This window comes from Planotetraspora thailandica, from assembly GCF_016863335.1.
GTDB classification, from domain to species: domain Bacteria; phylum Actinomycetota; class Actinomycetes; order Streptosporangiales; family Streptosporangiaceae; genus Planotetraspora; species Planotetraspora thailandica.
The window spans coordinates 319,714-340,741 of record NZ_BOOR01000004.1 but is presented as its reverse complement, the minus strand read 5'-3'; the positions used below and the strand labels follow the sequence as shown (position 1 = coordinate 340,741).

General features: G+C 69.6%; 26 protein-coding genes. 5 read left to right on the top strand and 21 right to left on the bottom strand.

The window, feature by feature from the left end; genetic code table 11:
* Nucleotide 1: 1 nt before the first annotated feature.
* On the bottom strand, nucleotides 2-466 hold the full coding sequence (locus Pth03_RS02545; protein ID WP_203942419.1) for a MarR family winged helix-turn-helix transcriptional regulator: 465 nt from the start codon (nucleotides 464-466) through the stop codon (nucleotides 2-4).
* Nucleotides 467-528: 62 nt separating this feature from the next.
* Between Pth03_RS02545 and Pth03_RS02540 the strand changes: the two genes are divergently transcribed.
* Nucleotides 529-1,395, top strand: coding sequence for an SDR family NAD(P)-dependent oxidoreductase (locus Pth03_RS02540; protein WP_203942418.1), 867 nt, complete (start codon nucleotides 529-531; stop codon nucleotides 1,393-1,395).
* Nucleotides 1,396-1,456: 61 nt separating this feature from the next.
* On the opposite strand, the gene Pth03_RS02535 is transcribed toward Pth03_RS02540, so the two are convergent.
* The 9 genes from Pth03_RS02535 to Pth03_RS02495 form a co-directional block, all read right to left on the bottom strand.
* Nucleotides 1,457-2,635 carry an AI-2E family transporter gene (locus Pth03_RS02535; RefSeq protein WP_203942417.1) on the bottom strand — a complete coding sequence of 393 codons (1,179 nt, stop codon included), beginning with the start codon at nucleotides 2,633-2,635 and terminating at the stop codon, nucleotides 1,457-1,459.
* 186 nt (nucleotides 2,636-2,821) lie between these two features.
* Nucleotides 2,822-3,208 carry a RidA family protein gene (locus tag Pth03_RS02530; RefSeq protein ID WP_203942416.1) on the bottom strand — a complete coding sequence of 129 codons (387 nt, stop codon included), beginning with the start codon at nucleotides 3,206-3,208 and terminating at the stop codon, nucleotides 2,822-2,824.
* 60 nt (nucleotides 3,209-3,268) lie between these two features.
* Nucleotides 3,269-3,712, bottom strand: a complete 444-nt coding sequence (locus Pth03_RS02525; protein WP_203942415.1) for an SRPBCC family protein — start codon at nucleotides 3,710-3,712, stop codon at nucleotides 3,269-3,271.
* 26 nt (nucleotides 3,713-3,738) lie between these two features.
* Nucleotides 3,739-4,092, bottom strand: a complete 354-nt coding sequence (locus tag Pth03_RS02520) for an ArsR/SmtB family transcription factor (RefSeq protein ID WP_239118703.1) — start codon at nucleotides 4,090-4,092, stop codon at nucleotides 3,739-3,741.
* Nucleotides 4,089-4,541 (bottom strand): SRPBCC family protein, encoded by a 453-nt coding sequence (locus Pth03_RS02515; RefSeq protein WP_203942414.1) that lies wholly within the window; start codon nucleotides 4,539-4,541, stop codon nucleotides 4,089-4,091. The genes Pth03_RS02520 and Pth03_RS02515 overlap by 4 nt, the downstream gene beginning before the upstream one ends.
* A 106-nt stretch (nucleotides 4,542-4,647) precedes the next feature.
* The gene (locus Pth03_RS02510) at nucleotides 4,648-5,172 is read right to left on the bottom strand and encodes a HEAT repeat domain-containing protein (RefSeq protein WP_203942413.1); all 525 of its coding nucleotides are present in this window, start codon (nucleotides 5,170-5,172) and stop codon (nucleotides 4,648-4,650) included.
* Nucleotides 5,173-5,349: 177 nt separating this feature from the next.
* Complete coding sequence (locus Pth03_RS02505; RefSeq protein ID WP_203942412.1) at nucleotides 5,350-6,621, bottom strand: MFS transporter; 1,272 nt, start codon at nucleotides 6,619-6,621, stop codon at nucleotides 5,350-5,352.
* Nucleotides 6,618-7,532 carry an NmrA family NAD(P)-binding protein gene (locus Pth03_RS02500; RefSeq protein ID WP_203942411.1) on the bottom strand — a complete coding sequence of 305 codons (915 nt, stop codon included), beginning with the start codon at nucleotides 7,530-7,532 and terminating at the stop codon, nucleotides 6,618-6,620. The genes Pth03_RS02505 and Pth03_RS02500 overlap by 4 nt, the downstream gene beginning before the upstream one ends.
* 27 nt (nucleotides 7,533-7,559) lie before the next feature.
* Complete coding sequence (locus tag Pth03_RS02495) at nucleotides 7,560-7,700, bottom strand: hypothetical protein (RefSeq protein WP_203942410.1); 141 nt, start codon at nucleotides 7,698-7,700, stop codon at nucleotides 7,560-7,562.
* Between the two features lie 144 nt (nucleotides 7,701-7,844).
* Here Pth03_RS02495 and Pth03_RS02490 point away from each other — a divergent pair, with 144 nt between their 5' ends.
* Nucleotides 7,845-8,492, top strand: coding sequence for a winged helix-turn-helix transcriptional regulator (locus Pth03_RS02490; RefSeq protein WP_203942409.1), 648 nt, complete (start codon nucleotides 7,845-7,847; stop codon nucleotides 8,490-8,492).
* A 105-nt stretch (nucleotides 8,493-8,597) separates the two neighbouring features.
* Here the strand turns inward: Pth03_RS02490 and Pth03_RS02485 are convergent, their stop codons facing one another.
* From Pth03_RS02485 to mdcA, 8 genes are read right to left on the bottom strand one after another with little or no spacing between them, the layout of a single operon-like run.
* Nucleotides 8,598-9,452 (bottom strand): alpha/beta hydrolase, encoded by an 855-nt coding sequence (locus Pth03_RS02485; protein ID WP_203942408.1) that lies wholly within the window; start codon nucleotides 9,450-9,452, stop codon nucleotides 8,598-8,600.
* Nucleotides 9,449-10,405 carry an acyltransferase domain-containing protein gene (locus Pth03_RS02480; RefSeq protein ID WP_203942407.1) on the bottom strand — a complete coding sequence of 319 codons (957 nt, stop codon included), beginning with the start codon at nucleotides 10,403-10,405 and terminating at the stop codon, nucleotides 9,449-9,451. The genes Pth03_RS02485 and Pth03_RS02480 overlap by 4 nt, the downstream gene beginning before the upstream one ends.
* A complete protein-coding gene (locus tag Pth03_RS02475; protein WP_203942406.1) occupies nucleotides 10,402-11,064 on the bottom strand; it encodes a malonate decarboxylase holo-ACP synthase in 663 nt (220 codons plus the stop codon). The genes Pth03_RS02480 and Pth03_RS02475 overlap by 4 nt, the downstream gene beginning before the upstream one ends.
* Complete coding sequence (gene mdcE, locus Pth03_RS02470; protein WP_203942405.1) at nucleotides 11,055-11,873, bottom strand: biotin-independent malonate decarboxylase subunit gamma; 819 nt, start codon at nucleotides 11,871-11,873, stop codon at nucleotides 11,055-11,057. The genes Pth03_RS02475 and mdcE overlap by 10 nt, the downstream gene beginning before the upstream one ends.
* On the bottom strand, nucleotides 11,870-12,754 hold the full coding sequence (locus Pth03_RS02465; protein WP_203942404.1) for a biotin-independent malonate decarboxylase subunit beta: 885 nt from the start codon (nucleotides 12,752-12,754) through the stop codon (nucleotides 11,870-11,872). Before Pth03_RS02465 ends, mdcE begins: the two co-directional genes overlap by 4 nt.
* On the bottom strand, nucleotides 12,751-13,044 hold the full coding sequence (locus tag Pth03_RS02460) for a malonate decarboxylase subunit delta (RefSeq protein ID WP_203942403.1): 294 nt from the start codon (nucleotides 13,042-13,044) through the stop codon (nucleotides 12,751-12,753). Before Pth03_RS02460 ends, Pth03_RS02465 begins: the two co-directional genes overlap by 4 nt.
* Nucleotides 13,025-13,978 (bottom strand): triphosphoribosyl-dephospho-CoA synthase, encoded by a 954-nt coding sequence (locus Pth03_RS02455; protein WP_203942402.1) that lies wholly within the window; start codon nucleotides 13,976-13,978, stop codon nucleotides 13,025-13,027. The genes Pth03_RS02460 and Pth03_RS02455 overlap by 20 nt, the downstream gene beginning before the upstream one ends.
* A complete protein-coding gene (mdcA, locus tag Pth03_RS02450) occupies nucleotides 13,947-15,617 on the bottom strand; it encodes a malonate decarboxylase subunit alpha (protein ID WP_239118702.1) in 1,671 nt (556 codons plus the stop codon). The genes Pth03_RS02455 and mdcA overlap by 32 nt, the downstream gene beginning before the upstream one ends.
* 119 nt (nucleotides 15,618-15,736) lie before the next feature.
* Between mdcA and Pth03_RS02445 the strand changes: the two genes are divergently transcribed.
* Nucleotides 15,737-15,979: a TetR family transcriptional regulator C-terminal domain-containing protein gene (locus tag Pth03_RS02445; protein ID WP_239118701.1), complete on the top strand. Its 243-nt coding sequence runs from the start codon at nucleotides 15,737-15,739 to the stop codon at nucleotides 15,977-15,979.
* A 63-nt stretch (nucleotides 15,980-16,042) separates the two neighbouring features.
* A complete protein-coding gene (locus tag Pth03_RS02440) occupies nucleotides 16,043-16,594 on the top strand; it encodes a YciI family protein (RefSeq protein WP_203942401.1) in 552 nt (183 codons plus the stop codon).
* A 207-nt stretch (nucleotides 16,595-16,801) separates the two neighbouring features.
* Here the strand turns inward: Pth03_RS02440 and Pth03_RS02435 are convergent, their stop codons facing one another.
* A complete protein-coding gene (locus Pth03_RS02435; protein WP_203942400.1) occupies nucleotides 16,802-17,392 on the bottom strand; it encodes a TetR family transcriptional regulator in 591 nt (196 codons plus the stop codon).
* Between the two features lie 55 nt (nucleotides 17,393-17,447).
* Between Pth03_RS02435 and Pth03_RS02430 the strand changes: the two genes are divergently transcribed.
* Complete coding sequence (locus Pth03_RS02430; RefSeq protein ID WP_203942399.1) at nucleotides 17,448-17,861, top strand: SRPBCC family protein; 414 nt, start codon at nucleotides 17,448-17,450, stop codon at nucleotides 17,859-17,861.
* Between the two features lie 29 nt (nucleotides 17,862-17,890).
* Here the strand turns inward: Pth03_RS02430 and Pth03_RS02425 are convergent, their stop codons facing one another.
* Entirely contained in the window at nucleotides 17,891-19,270 is a 1,380-nt protein-coding gene (locus Pth03_RS02425) for a sensor histidine kinase (RefSeq protein WP_203942398.1), read from the bottom strand.
* Nucleotides 19,267-21,012, bottom strand: a complete 1,746-nt coding sequence (locus Pth03_RS02420; protein WP_203942397.1) for a sensor histidine kinase — start codon at nucleotides 21,010-21,012, stop codon at nucleotides 19,267-19,269. Before Pth03_RS02420 ends, Pth03_RS02425 begins: the two co-directional genes overlap by 4 nt.
* Nucleotides 21,013-21,028: the final 16 nt, after the last annotated feature.

Here is a 21,028-nt window from a genome sequence, read left to right as displayed (position 1 = left end):
GTCACGTGGACCGGTCGGATGTGAGCCGTCCGAGCAGTTCGGTGAGGCGCGCGAGGTCGTCTTCGGACCAGTCCTGGATGCGGGCGTAGAACTCCTTGCCTCGTTCCTCCAGAGTCGCCGCGACCCGACGGCGGCCCTGCTCGCTGAGCCCGACGATGATGCTGCGCCGGTCGTCTGGGGCGGGCGAGCTGTCCAGCAGGTCGAGCGATCGCATCTTGCCGATCAGGGTGCTGGTGGAGCTGCGGTCCATGCCGACGGCTTCGGCGATGGCGCTGGGCCGTGCGGGCCCGAAGGCGTACAGCCAGCGCGCGATGTGGAACGCGGCCGGTTGCAGGTCCGCGTGGAAGTGCGCGGCGCTGAGTTCGCTCAGCGCCCGGGTCGCGCTCAGCAGGGCGTTGATCTGCTCGCCCAGCGCGAGTTCGAGCTCGAGCCGGCTGCTCTTACCGCCCTCCGAGGTAGTTTGCATATCCAAACTATAGCTGCCTAAGGTGATGGGCATATGCAAACTACTTTGAAGGCTGGACCGTCATGAAGTCCGTCATCGTCATCACCGGCGCGACCAGCGGCCTGGGCCGTCTGGCCGCCCTCGACCTCGCCCGGCGGGGCGCCCACCTCGCGGTCACCGCCCGCGACCCGGACAAGGCCGAACAGGCCCGTGAGCAGATCCGCGCCCACGCCCCTCAGGCGGGGATCGAGGTGTTCTTGGCCGACTTCACCCGCCTGGCCGACGTGCGGCGCATCGGCCGCGAGATCACCGAGCGGTACGACCACGTCGACGTGCTCATCAACAACGCGGGCATCCACGCCTTCACACCCCGCACCACGCCTGACGGCCACCCCGAGATGATCGCCGTCAACTACCTCGCCCCCTGGCTCCTCACCCGCGAACTCCTGCCGGCCCTGCGCCGGGCCCCGGCCGCCAGGATCGTCAACGTCGCCTCCCAGGCATCCCGCCGCCACGGCACCCTCCGGCTCCCGCAGGACCTCGTCGAGACGGTCCCGTTCACCGGACGCGGATCATCGCAGCACTACGGCAAGTCCAAGCTGCTCGACATCATGTTCACGCTCGAACTCGCCCGCCGCCTGGCCGGCACCACCGTCACCGCCAACTGCCTGGACCCCGGCTTCAACACCACCGGCCTGGGCCGCGAGCTCCGCTTCGCCGCCGCCCTGGAGAAGATCCTCACCCGGTTGTCGATCGGCGACCCGGCCCGCGGCGCCGGCCTGATCGTCGCCCTCGCCACCGACCCCGCCTTCGCCGGCCGCACCGGCGGCTACTACACCGTCCGCGGAACCCGCCAAATCCAGCCCGCCCCGCCCGGCGACGATCCCGAACTCCGGGCCCGGCTGTGGCGCGAAACCGAACGACTCCTCAACGCCCGAAGCTTCGCGTGATCAGTTCGGCTGTCCGGCGGGTGATCGCGAGCCGTACGGACGCGGCCATCCGCGATTTCCGTCAGGGCGTCGCCGGTCGGGCCGGACCTGACGGCGGTGCCGGGCTTGACGGAGGCGCGGGGGTCGACGGCGGGGCCGGTGCAGGCGGAGTCGGGCCTTTTGGCGGCGGCGGTTGTGGCGGGGCGGTGGCGGGGGCGTGTCCTTGCCGGGAGCGGATGACCGCCACGATGACCGAGGCCACAGGCGCGGCGAGGAAGGCCCCGATGATGCCGGCGACGACGCTGCCGACGGCGATGGCGACGAGGATGACCGCTCCAGGCAGTTCGAGGGCCCGGCCGTAGATCTGAGGAGCCAGCACGTGCCCTTCGAGTTGCTGGACCAGAACGGTGACGGCGACCACGATCAGCGCCACCAGCCAGCCCTTGGCGACGAACGCCACCACGGCCGCGAGTAGCCCGGCCACGAACGCGCCGACGACAGGGAGGAAGGCCCCGACGAAGGTCAGTACGGCAAGCGGCAGCGCGATGGGCACGCCCAGGATCCAGAGTGAGCTACCGATGAAGAAGGCGTCGACGAAACCGACGATCGCCACACCGCGGATGTAGCGGCCCACCACGTCGAAGACCACATGGCCCGTGGACATGATGTGCTCCCGGTGCCGGGGGAAGAGGTCGGTGATCCATCCGGCCAGCCGGTCGCCGCCGTGGACCAGGTAGATGGCCAGGATGAAGGCCAAGACCACGCCGACGATGATCTCACCGACCGTGCGCGCCCCGGCGAGGGCACCTGAGGCGATCTGACCGCCCTGCTGGCTGATGTGCTCGCGGATCTGGTCGATCATCTGCGCGAGCCTGGCCTCGTCGAGGCCGATGGACGCGGCCAGCGACTGCAGGTTGGCGGTCACCTTGCCGATGCTGGCTCCGAGCTCGGACAGACCGCTCACCGTGGGCGGCACGACAAGGGCGAACAGCCCGGCGACGAAGGCGAGGCCGCCGAAACACGCGATGGCGGTGGACAGCGCATGGTTGAGCCCGCGCGACCTGAGCCAGCGAGCCGGAGGCAGCAGCACCGCGGAGATGAACACGGCGAACACGACGGGTATGACCACCGCCCGGACGACGTAGAGCAACCACAGGATCACCCCGGCGAACGCGATCACCACGAGCATCCGCCCGGCGGTGATGCTCGCCCGGCGCAGCGTTCCGCCGTCCTCGTCGTGCGGCACGAGATTCGAACCCATCCGCGCTCCTCCTGTCGGCGATCTCCCTCACCGATGATCGCAGAGTCGCTCACAGCCCTACCGGCACCGGCGAATCGCCGAACCGGGCGCGGTGAGGAGTCCTCGCCGCCAGTGCATTATCCATGCGGGGCGGTGAGGCCGAGCGCGCCCGGACCACCCTCGTGGCGGACGCGCACGCCGACGTGGTCATTCGGAGCGCAGCACGGCCACCATGTCGATCTCGACGAGTTTGTGGTCCAGGGTCGAGCCGACCGTGGTCCGCGCCGGATACGGAGCGGACAACGTTCGCTCGTAGACGGCGTTGTAGGCCTCGTAGTCGCGGTGCAGGTCCTGGAGATGCGCCGTCACCTTGACGACGTCGGAGAAGTCGAGCCCGCGCGCGGCGAGCAGGGCGCCGAGGTTGCGCAGCACCTGTCGCGTCTGCTCGGCGACGGTGTCGCCGACGACCTCCCCCGTGGCGGGATCGTGTGGTCCCGTGCCGGCGGTGTAGAGGAAGCCGCCCGCGACGACGGCCTGTGAGTATGCGCCCCCGGGTGCGGGTGCGTCGCTGGTGTGGATGTGTTCCCTGGTCATGACTGCCTGTCCAGAATCGGTTTCGTGTACGGCGGTGCCTTGATCGGGACCGGCGAGACGTCAGTTCCAGTTGTCGATCTTGACATCGTGGGGATCGGGAGCGCCCTTCCCGGTCTCGATCAGCGACTTGAGGCTCATCAGAAAGACTCCCCACTTGGTGCTGCAGTGGTGCATGAATTCCACCGGCTCCTTCCAGCCTTCGTGCTTGAAGAGAACGATGGTGTAGTCGTCGACCTGATCGAGGTTCCAGTCCACGTGCGTGCCGATCCATTCCTCGGGTCCGTCGACCACCTCCCACAGCACGCGCCTGCCTGGGTGAAGCTCAAGGACCTTCATGTCGAATCCGCCGGCATCGAACCGGAATCGGAGCACGCCGCCGAGGTCGTCGCCTTCGCCTTGCGTGTTGGTCGCCCACCAGCCGGCGAGACCCTCGGTGGTGGTCAAGGCCGCGTAGACGTCGGTCACCGACGACTTGATTCCCACCCTGTGCAGAATGTCCACCATCTTCGATTCCTCCTTCTCGTCTGAATTCACTGTTGGGTGCCGTGCTGGTCTTTGCCGCGCTGAATCGCCTCGGCGATCTGCTTGATGCGCCGGAGTCTGGCGTCCCACGCCGCCCCCACGGAGGACAACTGAGCGACCGCGCGAGCAAGTTGCGCCTCGTCCACCCGGTACCTCCTCTCTCGCCCGGCCGGTGACGCGTGCACCAGGCCGACGCGGTCGAGTACGGCGAGATGTTTCGCGATTGCCTGCCGTGTCACGGGCAGCTGCTCGCTGAGGCTGGTGGCGGTGCCATCGCCGTTCGCCAGGAGGAGGTCGAGCATCCGCCGCCGGGTCGGGTCCCCGACCGCGGACCACAGGTCGTCGTCGACGGCGGCGGTCACGGGGTCGACACCAGCCGCGCGACGTACTCCCCGAGCCGGGGAACGAAGGTGTCCCAGCCGACACTGTGGTCGCGGTACTGCTCCTCCAACTTCGCGGCCTCCCAGCCCATCTCCCGGAATCCGGTCTCGGTGAGCCGAATCCTTGTGCCCGTGCCCGACGGGGTGAGCTCGAAGGTGACCAGCAGTGAGTCGGCGGAGTCGTCGACCTTGCCGTCGGGATGGCACCAGCGGAACGAGAACAATCGAGGCGGCTCGGCCTTCACCACGGCGATCGGGACGACCTCTGCCCTGTCGCCCCAGACAAGCTCACCGACGGCGCCAGGGGTCGCTTCGACGTCGGCGTCGTCGGTCCACCATTGCGAGATGTGCTCAGGGCGGCTGACGACCTCGAAGACCACCTCGGGCGAGGCGTCGACGTGGATCTCGCGTTCGATGCTGCCGTACTCCATGTTCTGCGCTCTTCTCCATGTGCAATGTTTGGTTGCGCATCACGCTAGTGCGAAATCAGTGGTTGTGCAACCATCGGTTGCGGGACGGTGTGGCCGGCGACAGCCCTCAGGTGCGGCGATAGATGGTGCCGCCCGGCGCGTACCAGCCGGACTTCTTGCGTACGGCGGTAGACGGGTCGGCCTGGCGGGCTCGCATGAGAGCGGCCTCAGCCTCCACGCTTGTGTGCACGAAGCGCCCGACCAGTTCCACCGCCATGGCCCGCACGTGGGCATCAGGGTCGTGACGCAGCAGGCGTAGGCCCGGCGCCAACACCAAGGCCTCAGCGGGCCGGCACGCATCGGTCTTGCAGCGGTCACAGGACAGCGCGTGCACCGCAGCCACCCGGACCGACGGGACCGGGTCGTCCAGCATGGCGATCATTTCGTCGACCGCGTCCTCCACCAGGAGGTGGTCGAGCAGCTTGCAGCACTGCTCGCGGACCACAGGGTCGAGGTGGCGCAGACCCGCCCGGATCGCCGGGACGGCCGCTGGGCCGCGGTTGAGCAGGTGGCGGTAGGCCGAACTGGTCCGAGGCGCGCTGCCAAGAGCTTCCACCACGCGTTCGTCACTGAGATCCGCCAAACCCAGCATGGAAACCATGCGATCACTGCCGGCCGCGCCGGGCAACCGAATAAGCGGCCGGACGACCACCTGATGTTGCAGGGCGGCCCGGTGTGATCGCCATGCGACCACACCGGGCTGCTGCCTGGCTATCGCGCTGAGAGAGCCGGGTACAGGGCGGTGACGGGCTGGGCGAGAAGGTCGGCTCTACGCCGCGTGGGCCTTTCGGCGCCGCGCCGTGTGCGTGCCGGTGACGACCACACCGACCATGGCCACGATCGCGATGACGATCCCGAAGCCGACTGCCATGGACGTCACTCCGACGCTTCCGACGAACTGGCCCGCGATGATCGCGGGGACACCCATGGCGAGATAACCCGTGAGGTAGATCGCCGCGAACAGCCCTGCGCGGTCGTGGGCTTTCACCTCGGGCACGAGTCCTCGGGTCGTGCCCGCGAATGACGCACCGAGCCCGGCCCCGCCGAACACGGCGGCAGCCCACAGGAGAGGCAGCGCTCCGGCACCGACACTCCCGATGAACAGGATCGCCCCGAGGGTTACCGCACCGGCCCCGAGAAGCCTCAAGCGGTGAGGCCGCACCCCGGTCGTGACTGCCGATGCCACGGTTCCGACTCCGAAGGTGACGAACGCGGCCAAAGCGCCGACGATTGGGCTTCTTACCGCGAACACGGCACCCAGCACGATGGGGACGAGGCTCAGGAACAGCGCCATCGTCATGAACGCACTGATCGTCCCGGGCAGGGTCGATGCGAAGAGGCCGCGCACCTGGGGCGGCACCGAGACGCGCGGGACCAGTGACGCCAACGCGCCCGGCTTGCGAGACGACGTCTCCGGGGTGAACACGGTGAAGACGGTTCCGATGGCCATGACGACGACGAGAACGAGCCAGACCGTGAACGCGGGGTCGGAGACGAGCTGGGCGAGGATGCCCGCGAAGAGCGATCCGATGCCCAGGCCCGCCAAGGGCGCCATGCTGGTCATCAGGGCGCCGAGCTTCTTGTGACGCTCGGGAGCGAGTTCCACGACCGCTGCGCTGAGCGAGCTGGAGGCCGTTCCCGTGGCGACTCCTTGGACGATGCGGGCGGCGATGAGCCAGCCGATCGAGGACGCGAACAGGAACACCAGCATCGCCGTCAGATCGAGCGCGAGCGCTGCGATCATGAGCGGGCGCCGGCCGATGTGGTCAGACAGCGATCCGATCACGAGGATCGCGACCAAGAGCGCGATGGCGTAGACGCCGAACGCGAGGGTCAGTTCCCACGGTGCGAGGCCCCAGTTCTTCTCGTAGATCGGGAGGAGCGGCGTCGGCGCGCCGGCTGCGACGAGGATCGCCACCATCGCTGCCGAGATGCCGACGAAGCCGACGGTGCGCGGCAGGTGCGGCGAGCGTGCGGACGAGCTTCGCGCTCGCCGGCCATCGGAGGCGGAAAGCACCCCGCGCATATTTGGACCGGTCACGGACCCACCAGGTCAGACCTGACGCCGTTGAGGAGGTCGGCGTGGGCGCGGGCGTACTCACCGACGGTCATCGAGCGTCGGCCGGTGAGCTTTTCGATGTTGTCGTCGGCGCCCGACATACGGCCGTTCTGGTAGTCGAGCATTGCGCCGGCGATGTGTTGGACGCCGTAGGTGGGAACGCCGACGTTCTTGAGGTATGCGACGAACTCCTCCATGGGCGGGTTCTGGTAGACGATCTTCCTGCCCAGGGCCTCGGAGAGTTCGGCCGCCATCTGCTGGTGATCCATCTCGACAGGGCCGGAGAGGGGGATGGTCGTGCCGATGTGTTCCTCGGGGTGCAGGAGCAGCGCGGCGATGGCGCGCCCCTGGTCCTCGGCGGCGACGGGGGAACTGGTGCCCTTGCCCACCGGCATCCACAGGACGCCCTCCCGCAGCTTGGGCAGTATCCAGAAGTACTGGAACCACTCGAGGAAGAGGGTCGGGCGGAGGTGGATGACGTTCAGTCCGGACCAGTTGAGCACCTGTTCGGAGATGAAGGTGTCGCGGCACGACGGGCTGGTGGACTCACGGTTCGCGGACCTTTGGGAGCAGTTGAGGACCGTCTCGACGCCCGTCTCCTTGGCGGCCTGGGCGAAGTTGACGGTCGCGTGGATGAGCCCCGGCCGAACCGGATAGCACAGATATGCCGCGTCAATGCCCTCCATGGCCGGGCGAAGGGTGTTGGGGTCGTGGAAGTCTCCGACGACAACCTCGGCTCCCTGGTCGGCAAGGGCCTGGGAGCGGGCGTCGATGCTGTGCACGAGGGCCCTGACATTGAGGCCGAGGGCGATGGACTCCCGGACGGTCGCTCGCCCGGTGTCACCGGTCGCTCCTGAGACGAGGACGGTCTTGCTTCTGGCTGACGAGGACATGTGATCCTCTTCCTTTCGTTGTCGTCTTCAGCGGGATCGCGGTGACGTGCAGCCCGGTACGGCCGCCACCCCAGGGGCCACCGCGCACAGGAGGCCGGCCGGCGTGAACATCCGCTTGCAGCCGACCTTGTCGGCGAGACGGCCGAACGGCACCAACTGCGTAGACATCAACATCACGTACGCGTTGAGCACCCGGCTTCGTCCGGGTCTGTTCGGCCATGGCAGCGACCATAGGAGGCATACTTCATTTTTACAAGTTAACTGGTTATAGCGAATCAAGCAGTGTGTTTAAAATTTTGCTATGGTCGACGCATGAGGCGTCGTGATTACGGGCAGTACTGCGGCCTGGCCCGGGCGCTGGAGCTCGTGGGTGAACGATGGGCGCTGCTGATCGTGCGCGATCTCGCGGTGCGGCCGCACCGCTACACCGACCTGCTCGACGGGTTGCCGGGCATTCCCACGAACGTGCTCTCCACCCGGCTCAAGGAACTCGAGCAGTCGGGCATCATCGAACGCCGCATCGCGCCGGCGCCGCAGCGCGGCGTCCTCTACGCGCTGACCTCCGTCGGCCACGAACTCGAACCGGCCATGCTCGCCCTCGGGCGCTGGGGAGCCGTCCACATGGGCGAGCCGCGGCCAGGCGAGATCGTCACGCCCGAGTCGGTGATCACGAACCTGCGGGCGGTGTTCAACGCCGAAGCCGCGGCCGGGCTGACCGCGAGCTGGGAGATCCACGCACCTGACCTCGCGCTGCACCTCAGGGTCACCGACGGGAAGCTCGAAGCCGACGTGGGACCGGCTCCGGGCAAGCCCGATCTCGTGATCACCTTCCGGCCGGAGGAACTGGCCTCCTACCGGGAGCTCATGCAGGCGGCCAAGTGCGGGTTGGTCGAACTGTCCGGGCGCCGCGAACTGCTGGACACCTTCCTGCGTCTGTTCGCCATTCCTCAACCGGCCTGAAGCAGGCTTTGCGGCGCCGGTTCGGCCCCAGGGGTGGTCGGTGCCGGAACGGCGACCGCGATGTGCCGGCCGCGTTCGAGTCCGTCTTGATGAAGGTCGTACCTCTCAGCGGACGGAGCAGATCGCCGATCCGATGACGGACGTCACCGCGTCCGGATGCGAGATCAGGGTCAGGTGGGATCCCCCCTGGAATTGAGTGATCTTCGAACGCGCCCGGTGGGCCATGGACAGCTCCGAGGCCGGCGTGATGATCCGGTCGCCGGTGCTGATGAAGTACCAGGACGGAATCGTCTTCCAGGCCGCCGCCTTCGACGGCGTCGTGAACGCGCTGGTGGAGGCCGCCCGCTGTGAGGCCCACAGGCGTACGGCGGTGTCCTGCGGCAGATCCGAGGCGAACGAGTGCACGAAGACGTTCTGCTTGAGATACAGGTCGGCGGCTCCCTGGGGCGCCCCCGGGTAGGGCACCTTGTCATAGAGGGAGTCCGGATTCGCGTTGAGGGCGGAGCCTGGTCCGCTGAGCTGTCCGGTGGTCTCCCCGACGTCCGGCGCCGCCGCGTCGACATAGACGAGAGCCTTGACGTTGGGAAGGCCCGCGGCGGCGTTGGTGATCACCGAGCCTCCGTAGGAATGCCCGACGAGCACGATCGGGCCGGGAACGGTCTTCAGGAAGTCGGCGACGGTCGCCGCGTCGCTGGTCAGGTTCCTTAAGGGGTTGGCCACGGCCCGGGCGACGTACCCGGCCCGGCGCAGTGCGTCCACCTCGCCGTTCCAGCTCGACGTGTCGGCCCACGCGCCGTGGACCAGCACGACCGTCGGCTTCGGCCCGCCCGGAGACGGGCAGGGCAGCGGCCCAGGAGTGGGGGAGGACCGCATCGGCGCGGCCGGCGACGCCCACGCCGACGTGGCTCCCGCGGTGAACGCCGCCACGAGTAGGAGCATTGTCCGCCGTGATCGTTTCATTCTCTTCCCCTTACTGGTGGCGTCCCCGACGGCGCCCGGGCGCGCCGGGCCAGCAGCGCCGCGTCGGCGATGCCGGTCTCGGCCAGCGTGATGACGCGGGCGTGCGGGTGGGCGGCCCGGGCCATCCGGGCGAGCACGTCCCCCGGAGGCGTCTGGATGAACAGCGTCGTGCCGAGCTCTCCGAGCAGGGCGGTGGCGTCGCGCCACCTCATCGGGGTGGCGACGCTGCGCGCGAGATCGTCGAGGACGGCGTCGGCGTCGCGGAGCAGGCGACCGGTGGAGTCGCCGACGTAGGGAACGGTGAGGTGACGCCGGGGAACCGTGCCGAGGTGGGCCGCCATGGCGTCGGCGACGCCGCGGAGCAACGCGCAGTGTGAGGGAACGCCGATGTCGAGGCCCTTCACGCGCCGGGCGCCTGCCCGCTCGGCCGCCACGGTGAGGCGTTTCAATGCGAGGGTGCTGCCCGCGACCACGACCTGCTGGTCGGTGTCGACGACGGCCAGGTAGGCCGGGTCGTGGCCGGTCGTGATCGATTCGATCACCCGCCTGGCCTGGGACTCGCTCAGACCGAGCACGGCCGCCATGCCGTAGCCGGACGGGTACGCGTCACGCATGAGCTCGCCGCGGCGGCGCACGGCCATGAGGGCTTCTGCGAAGGTCAGCGCCCCGGCGGCGACGGCGGCGGGGAACGCCCCCGCGGAGTGTCCGGCCACGGCGTCGGGAGTGACGCCTTCCGCGGCGAGGGCGTTGGTCGCGGCGACTCCGGCGACGCAGAGCGCGACCTGTGCGGTGACGGTCGACCGCAGCGCCCGTGCGCCATCGTGCTGGGACGAGCCGGGCAGGATGCGTTCGGCCTCGGCGAGCGTGGCGGCGACGGCCGGGTGGCCGGGAAGGTCGTGGAGCATCCCGGGCCGCTGGGTGCCCTGGCCGGGGTAGAGGAAGGCGACTCTCATCCGCGGGCCCACGGGTCGTCCACCAGTTCCGGACCGTCGCAGGTGCGCGCCATAACGGGACGCCGGCCGCCGGCCCATTCGTTGAGGCTGATCCCGCCGCAGGGTGTCTCCAGCTGACAGTCCACCACGCTCGGCAGAGCGGTGAGGGCCGCCGCCAGCCGCGCGGCTGTGGCCGGCTCGATCCTGTGCGGCGCCCGTATCAGCAGGTCCAGGTCGCTTTCCGGGTGGGTGGCCGGATGCCCGGTGGCGAGTTCGAAGCCGACGCTGCCGACCGGGCCCCACACCGCTTCGCCTCCCATCTCATCGGCCAGCCGTACGGCGACCGCGGACACGGTGGCGGCCAGCCGGGACAGGCGAGGGCGGCGCCCGGCCAGCTCTTCGGGTGACACGCGCAGGACCACCGATCCGGCGGGGACGAACATCGCGTGCCGCCGCGATCGGCCGGGTCCGCGCACACCGACCGGGATGAGTCCGGGCGGATGCGGGGCCCTTCGTACGACGACCCAGGGGCAGGCGGTGAGCGACGCGCGGGCCCAGTGGGGGAGCACGGTGGTGAGCACGGTGCCGAGCGCCGCGCTCCCGGTGAGGCGCAGCAGGTCGTGCGGGCGCGTGGTCGCTTTCATGGTCACCGCCATGGTCACCGCCATGGTCACTGCCATGGTCGCTGCCATTGGGCGGTGAGCGCCTCGTGGATGCGACGGGAGGCCGTCCGGGTCTGCCGCGCGCCGGGGGAGGTGAGCCGGTTGCTCAGGTCGCGGGGTCCCTGGCGGGCCCGTGCGACGGTGGCGGTGAGCGCGTCCTTCACCGTCCGCGTGTCCCTCGCGGTCGGCTCGTCGGCGTTCTCCACGTGCAGGAGGTCGTCGCACAGGCCGAGCTTCGCCCAGTCGGTGACGTCGTACGACAGGGGCGGGATGCGCCTGGCCAGCTCGTCGAGTTCGGCGACGGTTCGCAGGGTCACCTTCGCCGCGGCCTGCTTGTGCATGGCGTGGATCACCACACCGGGGTCGTCGAGCGCGAGGATCTGGTCGGCCTGCATGCCGTGTGCGAGCACCCCGCCGGACAACGCGGTTCCGACGATCAGCGTGATCACGGGGTGCCCGGCGACGCGGGCCGACACGTAGGCGTCCACGGCCGCCGCCAGCGCCTGGTGGATGCCGAGCATCTCCTCGACCCGCCCGTACGCCTGGCTGGGGACGTCGACGACGGCGACCACCGGACGCCGCCGGTCGCCGGGCAGCTGCCCGTCCTCGGTGACGACGCGGGTCAGCGCCTCGGCCAGGGCGAGCCCTTCACGCAGGCCGACCTCACCCCTGCGCGCACGGTGGTAGGGGCTCCCGGGGTCCGGCACGACGGCCACCAGGCGGCCGGTGTCGTCGCCGAGCACGGCGTCGGCGGTGATCACCGATGGGACGGCGCCGCTCACGGCGCCGTCGGCGAGCGCGTGCGTCCAGTTCCGCCCCCGGCTCATCGCAGGCCTCCCTTCGGCGGTACGGCGTCCGCCCACACGGCCGCGAGCTTGGACGGCTCGGGCGGATCGGCCGGGTCGACCGCTTCGATGCGGGCCCGCAGTTCGCCGATCCGCTGCGACCGGTGCTCGTCAGGCACGCCCTGCGCGACGGCGTCGCGCACGGCGGAGCGCAGCGCGGCGACGTCGTCGAGAACCAGCATGTCCGCGAGCGCGGTCCTGGTGCGTTGGGCGCCGCCGGTGACACCCCAGATCAGCGTGTGGTCGGACGCGTCAAATTCAGCGACGCCGGCCTCCGACTCGATCACCTCGGGACCGTTGAGCCCGAGACGGCCCTCCTCCGTCATGATCAGTTTGGTGCACAGCCCGGCGGCGATGCTCATGCCGCCGAAACAGCCCAGTGCTCCGGCGACGACGCCGACGACGGGTTGAAGGGCGCGCAACTCCAGCAGGGCGGAGCACACCTCGGCGACCGTGGCCAGGCCCAGGTTGGCCTCCTGCAGGCGTACGCCTCCGGTCTCCAGCAGCAGGACGGCGGCGGTCGGGGTGCCGTCGCGGCTGTCCCGGGCGGCGAGGGACAGCGCGGTGGCGATCTTCACGCCGGAGACCTCACCGATTCCGCCGCCCTGGAAGGCCTGTTCGACGCCGATCACGACCGCCGGTCGTCCGTCGATCCCGCCCTTGACCACGACGACGCCGTCGTCGGACTCCGGGACGACGCCCTGAGGCTCCAACCAGGGCGACTCGATGCGGTCGAAGGGGCCGCACAGCTCGCGGGCCGTGCCGTCGTCGAGCAGCGCCACGGCCCGCGCCCGGGCCTCCAGTTCGATGAAGCTGGTACGGCCCAGCATCGCGGCCCAGTCCCGAGGGGCGGGCGACGTCATGTTTGGCTCTCCTCGATCGCCTGCCGCAGGCGCAGGGTGACGACGCCGGGCGTGGCTCCGAAGTCGTTCAGCTCGAAGCTCGCGGCGACACGGTGACGGGCGAAGAACCGCTCCAGCACGATCCGCCACACCGTGTCGAACCCGTCGACGCTGGTCCGCACGCGCACGCGGGCCGTGCCGGTCGGCTCTGGAGTCATCAGGACCTCCAGGTCGCCGGAGCCGACCACCCCGACGTGGGCCCGCCGCGCAGGCGGGTGATCGGCGGGGAATTCATAGTTCAGCGTCTGCATGCGACCACCTCCCGTGCGGCAGGGTGAACGGCGCCCTGTTGAGGAAGACCCGGTTGAGAAGACCCGGTTGAGAAGACGCTGTTGAGAAGACGCTGTCGAGGAAGAGGGCGGCGGCCAGCAGGTCGCCGCTCCCGCCCGGTGACAGCCGCAGCCTCCGGAGCCGCCCGTCCAGGTCCATGAGCGCGGCGCGGCCGCGGTCGGTGCCCGCGCCGCCCTCGGCGAGGACACGCTCGGCACCGAGCCGTACGACGCGGAGGCCTTCGAGGCCGCCCCGGTGCAGGACGCAGGTGTCGTCGAGAAAGCTCATCAGCTCAAGCAACGCGTCCAGCCGCGCCGCATCCTCGGTGAGCCCGGCGGCCCTGGCCCGGCGCAGCCGCGGCAGGGCGATTTCGATGACGTGGGGGAAAGCGGCCTCGGCCTCACTCCGGGCGCCACCTCCGCCGTAGCGCCGGCGGGCCCGTTCACCATGGGACGCCGCTGCCGCCGGAGCCCACCGGTCGGGAAGGGCGGCGAGCCGGGCCGCACCGTGCGCCGCCTCCCGTTCGTCGCGTGCGACGCAGGCGGCCGCGGCGAGCAGCCCGAGGGCCCAGAGCGCCCCGCGGTGCGTGTTGACCCCCCGGGTGACCCGCAGCATCGCGCGTTCGCCCGCGCGGCCGAGCCGCCCCAGTTCCTCCCGCAGCCCGACGCCGGCGGCCGTCCGCCGCGCAGCGGCCGCGACCGACAGGAACGTCGGACGCAACGCCTCGGCGGAGGCCAGCAGCAGGGGCAGGTCCATGTCGTCGTGCGCGCCGCCGCCGCGGCGGTCGACCAGTCCGGGCTTGGGGCTCAACCGCGCCTCCTCGCGCAGCGCCCGTACGGCCATGCCGGCCAGTTCGGCCGGGGCCGGCACGGGGCAGACGGCGTCACCACGTGCGGAAGCGGGCGGGCGGGTCATACAGTCCTCCAGACCAGGCCACGAGGTCTTCGACGCTGCGTGCCGCCAGCAGAGAGCGCTTGGCCCTGCGCACGTCGACCCTGAGGTCCTCGGGCAGCGCGACCAGGCCGTCTCTGCGGAGCGCGTCGACGCGCCGCTGATCGATGTGACGGCCGACCGGGGTGGCGCCCGCGATCGCGGCCACCGCTTCACGCCGTTCGGCCGGTCCTGCCGCCTTGTAGAGGTAGGCCACCCCTTCCTCGGTGACCACGTGGGTGACGTCGTCGCCGTAGATCATGATCGGCGGGACGGGCATGCCGGCGTCCTTTCCCACCTGGATCGCGTCGAGCGACTCGACGAACGCGGGTGTGCCTCCTGCACGGAACGTCTGCGTGATCTGCACGACGAGCTTGCGTCCGCGCACCACGGGGGCCTCGCCGGTCAGCAGGTCCAGCCATGTGGGAGAGGGGTGCCTGCGGCCGCGTGCGTCATGCCCCATGTTGGGTGCTCCGCCGAATCCGGTCAGCCGGCCCTCGGTGACCGTGGAGGAGTTCGCGTCCGCGTCGATCTGCAACGACGATCCGATGAACATGTCCACGGCGTACTGGCCCGCGAGCTGGCACAGCACTCGATTGGAGCGGAGCGAGCCGTCGCCGCCGGTGAAGAAGACGTCGGGGCGGGCGGCGACATAGCGTTCGGTGCCCGGCTCCCCGCCGAAGCAGTGCACCGACTCGACCCAGCCGCTCTCGATGGCGGGGATGAGCGTCGGGTGCGGGTTGAGCGTCCAGTGTTTGCAGATCTTTCCGCGCAGGCCCAGTTCCTCGCCGTAGGTGGGCAGGATGAGCTCGATCGCCGCGGTGTCGTAGCCGATCCCGTGATTGAGCGTGGTCACCGCGTGCCGCTCGTAGATCCCGCGCAGGGCCATCATGGCCATGACGATCTCGACCTGGCCGATGTGGCGCGGATCGCGGGTGAACAGCGGCTCCATGGCGAACGGCCGGGGGCTTTCGACGATCAGGTCCACCCAGTCGCCGGGGATGTCCACCCGGGGCACCTTGTCCACGAGTTCGTTCACCTGGACCACGGTCACCCCGTCGGAGAAGGCCGCCGCCTCGGCGATGGTCGGGGTGTCCTCGGTGCTGGGCCCGGTGTACAGGTTGCCTTCGCGGTCGGCCTGCTCGGCGCAGAGCAGCGCCACGTTGGGAATGAGGTCGACGAACATCCGCGCGTACAGCTCGACATAGGTGTGGATCGCCCCGACCTCGACCTTGCCGTCGGCAAGCAACTGCGCCATCCGGACGCTCTGCGGGCCGGCGTAGGCGAAGTCGAGACGCCGCGCCACGCCGCGCTCGAAGACGTCCAGGTGCTCGGGCAGGCTGATGGAGGAGATCAGCAGATGCAGGCCGTGCACGGCGTCCGGATCGCATCCGGCCAGTGCCGCGGCGAGGAAATCCGCCTGCTTCTGGTTGTCGCCTTCCAGGGCGACCCGGTCACCCGGGCGTAACAACGCCTGCAGGGCCTCAGGCACTCGTCCGGGATCGAGCACCCGGCCGGAGGTGAAGGGGCGCACCGCCTCCAGCCGCTCCCGCTTGGCGGTTCGCCGCCGAGTCCAGTTCCGGGTGCCCGCCTGTGCCATCACCTGCCCCCGTCGTATGTTCACTCAGGAAATGCCTCGAAGGCAGAGAAACTAACTCAAGAGGAGACAAAACCGGTGTTCATGTCACGTCCAAGACGGCCTTGCCGGCGACGCGCCGGTCCAGCAGCGCTCGGGCGGCCTCCGTGACGTGCTCCCAGGAGTACGCCGACCCGAGCTATCGGTTCTGGCACCGGCACCTCGGCTCCCTGTTCGCCACCGGGCGTCCCGATCTCGACGCCGACTTCGTGGCGCACGCCCTGCTCGCCGTCTTCGACGGCGACCTGATCCGTCGTACGACCCCGCCCGACGACCCCCGCCGCTTCACCCGTTCCGTCCAGAGCATGGCCATGGCCCTGCTCGACGCCCCGCCAGGAGGGCACGCGTGACCGGCTGCGCACCCGAAACCAATCGGCTTGATCACGTTCACGCATGATCGAGACAATGGGGCCATGGAGTTCTTCAACTACCACCGCGACCGGCCCGGCTCGTCGGCATTGCGCGACGAATTGCTGGAAGAACACTGGTCCTACATGGACCGGTTCGCGACGGAGATGATCGCCCGCGGCCCGACCTTGGCCGCCGACGGCGACACGGCCACCGGCAGCGTGCACATCCTCGACCTGCCCGATCCTGCCACCGCCCGCGCGTTCGCCTTCGACGAGCCCAACTACCAGGCCGGCGTATACCGGGACGTGCTGCTACGCCGGTGGCGCAACACGTTGGGGCGCACCATGTGGGACTTCTCCGGCGGCCGGACCGGCGGCAACCGGTATCTGGTGCTCGGCCTCGGTTCGGGACAGGCCGCCGACCTCGCCGTGCCGGCCAACGGGGACGACCTGATCGCGTACGGGCCGCTGCTGTCCGACGACGGCGCCACCTGGCTGGGTACGGCGGCGCTGGTCCGGGCGGCGGACCCGGACGCGGCACGCGCCATCTTGACTCCGGACCGGTACGCCGACATCGAGGTGCACGACTGGCAGTTCGGCGGGCGGCCGTCATGAACAGGCCGGGGGAGCGGCCTCCCGGTCCGTAGGGCCGCACCATCGGGTGACGGCGGCGCGGAGCGCGTCCTCGTCGGCGGGGCCCGGCCCAGCAGACATATCCGTCGGGGCGGATCGGCACCGCCTCGGCTTCGCCGTCCGGACCGCCGGTTCCGTGGTCGAGGCGGTCTCGCTGCGCCGCAACGCCGTACGGACCTCCTCGTGGGGTCAGTCGCGCCGCTCGCCCTCTTCCGCGACGATCAACTCGGTGAACAGTTCGGCCGCGGCGTCGACGGCGGCGCGGTCGCCCGTGGCGAGAAGATCCAGAAGCAGCCCGCGGCCGACGGCGAGGGAAAGGCGGGCCCTGCGGGCGGCCTCACCGGGGGAGACGCCGTGCCGGATGAGGATCTGGGCGATCGCCTCGGTCCATGTGGTGACGACCGACTCGCGGAACGTGGCCGTCCAGGGGCGCCCGTTGAGGGCGTGGGCGTAGATCTCGAAGAACAGCCGCTCGACGGGTGCGAGCGTGGGGTCGCTGATGCGTTTCCAGAAGGCGCGGGACAGTTCGGCGAGATCGCCCGTCTCGGCTTCGAGCGTCTCGAGGGCGGCCCGTTGACGTGCCTCCACAAAGCTGACGATCTCGACCAGCAAACCGTCGCGCGATCCGAAGTGGTAGTGCAGCATGCGGTGGCTCGTGCCGATCGCGGCGGCGAGCTCGCGCATGCTCAGGTCGCTGAACCCGACTTTCTGCAGGTGCTCGACGCAGCGCTCGAGCAGCGCGTCCTTCGCGGAGGCCGATATGGCAGCCCTTGTAGCCATGTTCCAGATGGTACATGTACCGTTCGGTACGCCAAATGCTCTCCTGGAGGTCCAAATGCGTACGTCAACCACCATCGCGGCTCCGGCTTCCACGATCTGGGCGGCCCTGCTCGACATCGAGCGCTGGCCCGACTGGACCGGCACCGTGACCGCGGCTGCGTGGCTCGACGCGGGACCGACGCGGACCGGTCGGCGCGCACGCCTGACCCAGCCGCGTCTGGGAACCGCCGAATGGGAGATCACCGAACACGATCCGGAGAGGTCCTTCAGCTGGGCTCGCCGCTCGGCCGGCGTGGTCACGGTCGGAGGGCACGTTCTGTCTCCGAGCCCCGGCGGCGGAACGACCCTCACCCTGAGCATCGACCACTCCGGTCCCCTGGCCGGCATGGTCCGGTTGCTCACCGACAGGCTCACGCGGCGATACATCGACACCGAGGCGCGCGGTCTCAAGGCCCACTGCGAACGGTGACCTGACGCGAACCTTGCCGCCGCGACGGCCTAAATATGCAAAGGAAGGCGGACGACGAAGCGAGCGCCCCGCTCACTGTCCTGGATGGTCAGCGTGCCGCCGTGACTCTCGGCGATCTGCCGGGCGATGGGCAGGCCGAGCCCGATGCCTCCGGTATCCCTGCTGCGCGCGGTGTCCAGCCGGGTGAACCGCTGGAACACCGTTTCCCGCTGGTCTGCGGCGATTCCGATGCCGTCGTCGAGGACCTCGAGTTCCGCGACACCCCGCAGAAATCTCGGGTCGGCGAGCGTGGCGCCGTCGCCACGCCGAAGGGTGACCGTGACCGTGGAAGACGCGTATCGCTGCGCGTTCTGGACCAGGTTGCGGACCAGTTGGCCCAGCCGTGACCGGTCACCCAGCACCATGACGTCCGGGGTCAGGCACTGGACGACCTTCCTGCCGAGCTGGTGGTTCTTCAGCTCCTTGGCGACGAGTTCGGTCAGGTCGATCACCTGTCGCTCATACGGCACACCGGCGTCCAGTCGAGTGAGCATCAGCAGGTCGGACGCGATCGACTGGAGTCGCTCGACACTCGGGAGCACGGCGTTGCACAGCTTGGTCAGGTCGACGTCCTCCGGCGCCAGGAGGGCGTCCTCCACCTGAGCACGGATGGCGGTGATCGGCGTGCGCAGTTCGTGGGAGGCGTCGGAGCAGAACCGCCGCTGCTGTTCCAGTACGTCCTCCAGTCGGTCCAGGGTCTGGTTGACGCTCCGGGCCAGCCGGAAGATCTCGTCTTCGGCTACGGGGACCGGAACCCGGTTGCCCAGGTTGTTGCTCCGGATGTGGTCGAGTTGGGCTCGAATCGCATCGACGGGTCTGAGCGATCTGGTGACGGTGTGCCGCGCTCCGTAGGCCACGGCGATCGTGAAGATGATCGTTCCCGTGATCAAGATGGTCGTCACGCCCGGATAGACGTAGAACGGGAGCGCAGGCGCGGCACTGTAGATCGTCCAGTCCCCGTCGCGATACACGCGCTGCGCGACGACGATGTGGCATCCGCCGGATGTGAAGACGGAATGGCAGACGACGGCGCTGGCCACGCGTTGCGGACTCTTGGGTACGAAATGCGCCATGGCGGGCTTGTGCTGCAGATCCTTGGTGGCGGCGACCACCTGTCCGTGCGGATCGACCACCTGGACGGGGCGGATCAGGTTCGTCGGTATGGGGGGAAGCGGATTGACGAGCTCTCCCCGGTCGACGTAGTACGCGGTCAGCTCGCCCACGGCCGTCACCTCTTTGGTGAGGTTCTGTGTGGCCGTTCTGTCGAAGGCGAACAGCAGGAGGGTGGAGAACACGATGCACAGCGCACCCACCGCCACGCCAGTGAACAACGCGATGCGGCCCCTTATCGAGCACTGCTCAAGTCTCATGCCGGCCCCATTCCACGTGGCGGGACTCGGGGCAGCCGGAGAATGAAACACGCCCCGCCAGTGGCGCTCTCCTCGACGTTGAGGGTCCCGCTGTGCGCGTGGGCGATGTCACGGGCGATGGCCAGGCCAAGCCCCGTGCCGTTGTGGTCGAGCCGGCGGGCGTCCTCCAGCCGGGTGAAACGCTGAAACACCCGCTCCCGGTCGGCGACGGGTATCCCGGGCCCGTCGTCGCCGACCGCGAGTTCGACGGTGTCATGGGTGGCGTGCACCTCGACGCACACGAGATGCGTGGAGTGCCTCTGGGCGTTGTCCAGCAGGTTGGCGAGCAACCGGCTGATCTGGGACGGCACGGCGACGACGGTGGCGCCGTGACTCAGGTGGAGCCGGACCGGAAGCCGATCCGCCCGGTGGGCAATCTCGTCCTGGACGAGCGCCGCGAGATCGAATCGCCGGCGTTCTGCGGGTGTGCAGCCGCGCACGCGAGCCAGGCACAGGAGGTCATCGGTGATCTCTTGGAGCCGCTCCACCTGGTCGAGCGTCGTTCCGAGCAGATCGGGCAACAGGGCGTGGCCGGGATCCTGTTGCGCCTCTTCCAGGTGTGCCCGCAGTCCTGCGATGGGGTTGCGCAGTTCATGGGACACGTCGGAGGCGAACTGCCGCTGGCGGAAGGCGGTCTCCTTGAGTTCTTCCTTGGCCGTGTGAAGGCGTCCCAGAGCGTTGTTGATCGTCTGGCACAAACGAGTGATCTCCAGCGCGTTTCGCGGTTCGGAGACGCGAGCGGGCAGGTCGGTGAAGTCGATCAACGCGAGTTCGGCGCGGACGGCCTCCACGGGGTGCAGCAGCCTTCCGGTCACCTTCCAGGTGGCCCACCCCGCCAAGGCGATCAGCTCGGCGATCCCGAAGGTCATGATCAGATCGAGGGAGCCGGGCCAGGAGGGCCCCCGGAACGGTAGGCGCGCCCCGGCGACCACTCCGAATGCGGCTGCGGGACCCGCTGCGTATCGCGGCAGATCTCCTGCGCGTGACTCGCGGGTTCGAATGTCCGACCCGTGGTTGTCCCAGGGCGGCCGGACCGCTGCCACGCCCGTCCGGCCATGACCGGCGAGCGGCACGACGGGGATATGGCGGCCGGGCGCCGCGAGCGCGGCTCGGCCGACGTCGTGGGGAGGTGGTGGCAACCGTACGTGAGTCGTGCCCGGTTCGGTCCCAGTGGCGGCGACGGCGGCCCGTCCGAGATCGCCCCGCCACCGGGTGACGCCGGCCTGGGCCACCAGATAAGTCCCCACTCCTGCGGCGAAGAGGGTGAGGGCGGTCACAACGGTGGCAAGCAAGGTGATCTGTCCGCGAACCGAGTGCGGCCCGTGCCGTCTCCGCTTCGTCGGCTCCCTAGGAGCCGTACCTCGGGCCCCGGCCCCGCCAGGCGGCGATGCTCCGGCAGGGCCGGGGGGTTTTTCCGGTACGGCGCGGACCCGCCCGGGGAAGCTGATCACTGAGGCCCGGTGCTGCGACCGGCCGGATTCCGCGGGGCCCTCAGTGGCCCGGCGCCGGTATTCGTCCTCGTCGATCTCTCCGCGAGCGAACTGTCTGAATGCCGACATCTCCCGCGCCGCCAGGTCGTCCTGCCTGGCCGTCGATGATCTGCCGGAAAGGAGGCGCGCGAGGAATTCGGCGATCGCCATCCACGTGAGCAGCGTGACCAGAGGCCACACGAGTATCAGCCAGTCGCTGGACAGGTCCACCATCGCCCTCCTTTCGAAA

Excerpts from the sequence above, each read along its gene's own strand:
- Pth03_RS02545 (WP_203942419.1), bottom strand. The coding sequence starts at position 466 with ATGCAAACTACCTCGGAGGGCGGTAAGAGCAGCCGGCTCGAGCTCGAA.
- Pth03_RS02540 (WP_203942418.1), top strand. The coding sequence starts at position 529 with ATGAAGTCCGTCATCGTCATCACCGGCGCGACCAGCGGCCTGGGCCGT.
- Pth03_RS02535 (WP_203942417.1), bottom strand. The coding sequence starts at position 2,635 with ATGGGTTCGAATCTCGTGCCGCACGACGAGGACGGCGGAACGCTGCGC.
- Pth03_RS02530 (WP_203942416.1), bottom strand. The coding sequence starts at position 3,208 with ATGACCAGGGAACACATCCACACCAGCGACGCACCCGCACCCGGGGGC.
- Pth03_RS02525 (WP_203942415.1), bottom strand. The coding sequence starts at position 3,712 with ATGGTGGACATTCTGCACAGGGTGGGAATCAAGTCGTCGGTGACCGAC.
- Pth03_RS02515 (WP_203942414.1), bottom strand. The coding sequence starts at position 4,541 with ATGGAGTACGGCAGCATCGAACGCGAGATCCACGTCGACGCCTCGCCC.
- Pth03_RS02510 (WP_203942413.1), bottom strand. The coding sequence starts at position 5,172 with ATGCTGGGTTTGGCGGATCTCAGTGACGAACGCGTGGTGGAAGCTCTT.
- Pth03_RS02500 (WP_203942411.1), bottom strand. The coding sequence starts at position 7,532 with ATGTCCTCGTCAGCCAGAAGCAAGACCGTCCTCGTCTCAGGAGCGACC.
- Pth03_RS02495 (WP_203942410.1), bottom strand. The coding sequence starts at position 7,700 with ATGTCTACGCAGTTGGTGCCGTTCGGCCGTCTCGCCGACAAGGTCGGC.
- Pth03_RS02490 (WP_203942409.1), top strand. The coding sequence starts at position 7,845 with ATGAGGCGTCGTGATTACGGGCAGTACTGCGGCCTGGCCCGGGCGCTG.
- Pth03_RS02485 (WP_203942408.1), bottom strand. The coding sequence starts at position 9,452 with ATGAAACGATCACGGCGGACAATGCTCCTACTCGTGGCGGCGTTCACC.
- Pth03_RS02480 (WP_203942407.1), bottom strand. The coding sequence starts at position 10,405 with ATGAGAGTCGCCTTCCTCTACCCCGGCCAGGGCACCCAGCGGCCCGGG.
- Pth03_RS02475 (WP_203942406.1), bottom strand. The coding sequence starts at position 11,064 with ATGGCAGTGACCATGGCGGTGACCATGGCGGTGACCATGAAAGCGACC.
- mdcE (WP_203942405.1), bottom strand. The coding sequence starts at position 11,873 with ATGAGCCGGGGGCGGAACTGGACGCACGCGCTCGCCGACGGCGCCGTG.
- Pth03_RS02465 (WP_203942404.1), bottom strand. The coding sequence starts at position 12,754 with ATGACGTCGCCCGCCCCTCGGGACTGGGCCGCGATGCTGGGCCGTACC.
- Pth03_RS02460 (WP_203942403.1), bottom strand. The coding sequence starts at position 13,044 with ATGCAGACGCTGAACTATGAATTCCCCGCCGATCACCCGCCTGCGCGG.
- Pth03_RS02455 (WP_203942402.1), bottom strand. The coding sequence starts at position 13,978 with ATGACCCGCCCGCCCGCTTCCGCACGTGGTGACGCCGTCTGCCCCGTG.
- Pth03_RS02440 (WP_203942401.1), top strand. The coding sequence starts at position 16,043 with ATGGAGTTCTTCAACTACCACCGCGACCGGCCCGGCTCGTCGGCATTG.
- Pth03_RS02435 (WP_203942400.1), bottom strand. The coding sequence starts at position 17,392 with ATGGCTACAAGGGCTGCCATATCGGCCTCCGCGAAGGACGCGCTGCTC.
- Pth03_RS02430 (WP_203942399.1), top strand. The coding sequence starts at position 17,448 with ATGCGTACGTCAACCACCATCGCGGCTCCGGCTTCCACGATCTGGGCG.
- Pth03_RS02425 (WP_203942398.1), bottom strand. The coding sequence starts at position 19,270 with ATGAGACTTGAGCAGTGCTCGATAAGGGGCCGCATCGCGTTGTTCACT.
- Pth03_RS02420 (WP_203942397.1), bottom strand. The coding sequence starts at position 21,012 with ATGGTGGACCTGTCCAGCGACTGGCTGATACTCGTGTGGCCTCTGGTC.